General features: G+C 74.8%; 3 protein-coding genes. 2 read left to right on the top strand and 1 reads right to left on the bottom strand.

Annotation, left to right across the window (positions count from 1 at the left end; genetic code table 11):
- Both AC0CYZ_RS06495 and AC0CYZ_RS06490 read left to right on the top strand, forming a co-directional pair.
- Positions 1–486, top strand: a 486-nt coding sequence (locus tag AC0CYZ_RS06495; RefSeq protein ID WP_472213481.1) for a formate dehydrogenase accessory sulfurtransferase FdhD, incomplete at its 5' end; no start/stop codon positions are given.
- A gap of 48 nt (positions 487–534) precedes the next feature.
- On the top strand, positions 535–1482 hold the full coding sequence (locus tag AC0CYZ_RS06490) for an alpha/beta hydrolase (RefSeq protein ID WP_472213479.1): 948 nt from the start codon (positions 535–537) through the stop codon (positions 1480–1482).
- A 35-nt stretch (positions 1483–1517) separates the two neighbouring features.
- Here the strand turns inward: AC0CYZ_RS06490 and AC0CYZ_RS06485 are convergent.
- On the bottom strand, positions 1518–2036 hold a 519-nt coding region (locus AC0CYZ_RS06485), incomplete at its 5' end, for an ATP-dependent Clp protease ATP-binding subunit ClpX (RefSeq protein WP_472213477.1).

Genomic DNA, 2036 nt, shown 5'->3' with positions numbered 1-2036 from the left:
AAGGCCTCGCTCGACGCCGTGCGCACGCGCACCGTGTTCCCGCCCGGGGACGACCCGGTGGAGCTGCCGGCCGAGGTGCTCTTCGGGCTGCCCGACGCGCTGCGGGCCGCGCAGAAGGTCTTCGACTCGACCGGCGGGCTGCACGGCGCCGGCCTGTTCACCGCGGACGGGACGCTGTTGGCGGTGCGCGAGGACGTGGGGCGCCACAACGCCGTCGACAAGGTCCTCGGCCACGCGCTGCTCACCGGGGCCGTCCCGGCCGTCGGCACGGTGCTGATGGTGTCCGGGCGGGCCTCGTTCGAGCTGACCCAGAAGGCCGTGATGGCCGGGGTGCCCGCGCTGGCCGCGGTCTCGGCGCCCTCGTCGCTCGCCGTCGAGATGGCGGACGACGCGGGCATGACACTCGTCGGCTTCCTGCGTGGGCGCTCGATGAACATCTACGCTGGCGCCTCCCGCGTGACCGGCATCGACGACGATGCCCGGTGACGGGGACGACCGTCGACGGGTAGGGGGAGCGCGGGTGGGAGGAGCGGGGTGCCGGGGCCGATCCGCCGACTGACGCGCCGCCGGCTCCTCGCGGGCGGCGCCGCCACGGTGGGCGTCGCGGCTCTCGCGGCCGGGAGCGCGTCCCTCGCCGGGTCCGTCGAGACGCCCGCGCCGGTCCGGCTGCGTGTCCCCGCGCCGAGCCGGGCGCCGCGCTCGACGCTGGCCGACACCACCGTCGAGTGGGTCGGGTCGACCGCCCGGAGCCGCGCGGTGCGGCTCGTCGTCAGCTCCCCGCCCGGGCGGGACCGCGCGACCCTCCCGCTCTGCGTCGGCCTGCACGGGCTCGGGGGCAACGCGCTGTGGTGGGGCGACCCGGGCATGCGGCACGCCCTCGGCGCGGCCTGGGCCTCGGGCGTCCCGCCCTTCACGGTGGCCGCGCTCGACGGCGGGGACAACTACTGGCACGCCGTCCGACCCGGCGACGACCCGATGCGCATGCTCCTCGACGAGCTCCCCGCGTGGATGACCCAGCGCGGGCTCGCGCGCGACACTCGGGGTGTGCCGGTGCTGGCGGCGGGCGTCTCGATGGGCGGCGCGGGCGCGCTGATGTACGCGCGGGAGCGGGTGCACCGGGGTGCTCCGGTGCGCGCGGTGGCCGCGATGTCTCCGGGCCTGTTCCTCGACCCGCGGCTGGCCGCGAAGCGTCCCTTCGCCGGGACCGCCGACTGGATCGCCAACGACCCGCTGCGCTTCTACCCCGAGCTCGCGAGCACGCCGACCGGGATCTGGTGCGGCGACAAGGACGCGTTCGCCGACCCCGTGCGACGTTACGTGGCGCTCGCGCACCCGCAGTTCTCCCGCATCAGCCCCGGCCGCCACGACGGCACCTACATCGGGTCGATCCTGCCGCAGGTCGTGGCGTTCCTCGGGGCGCACGTGGCGCCGCCCGCGCTGCCGTTCGCGCAGCCCGGACCGACGGTCCTCCCGCACCTGTAGGCCGGCGCGGGCCTCGCGGGGTGCGGGCGAGGGGGTCAGGCGGACTTGTCGCGACGCTCGCGGCGGGCCGGCTGGCGCGGCACGATCGTCGGGTTCACGTTGTTCTTCACCGTCTGCTCGGTGACGACGACCTTCGCGACGTCGTCGCGGCTCGGGATGTCGTACATGACGGGGTTGAGGACCTCTTCCATGATCGCCCGCAGGCCGCGCGCGCCGGTGCCGCGCAGGATGGCCTGGTCGGCGATCGCCCCGAGCGCGTCGGGCTCGAACTCGAGCTCGACGCCGTCCATCTCGAAGAGCTTCTGGTACTGCTTCACCAGCGCGTTGCGCGGCTCGGTGAGGATCTGGACGAGGCTCGGCTTGTCGAGGTGCGACACCGAGGCCATCACCGGGACGCGGCCGATGAACTCGGGGATCAGGCCGAACTTGATGAGGTCCTCGGGCATGGTGTCGCCGAACGACTCGGCGGACTCCATCTCGGCCTTGGACCGGATGTCGGCGCCGAAGCCGAGGCCGCCGCGGCCGACCCGCTCCGCGATGATCTTCTCGAGACC

The organism is Actinomycetospora sp. (genome assembly GCF_055612215.1).
This window is presented reverse-complemented; position numbering and strand designations above follow the sequence as displayed.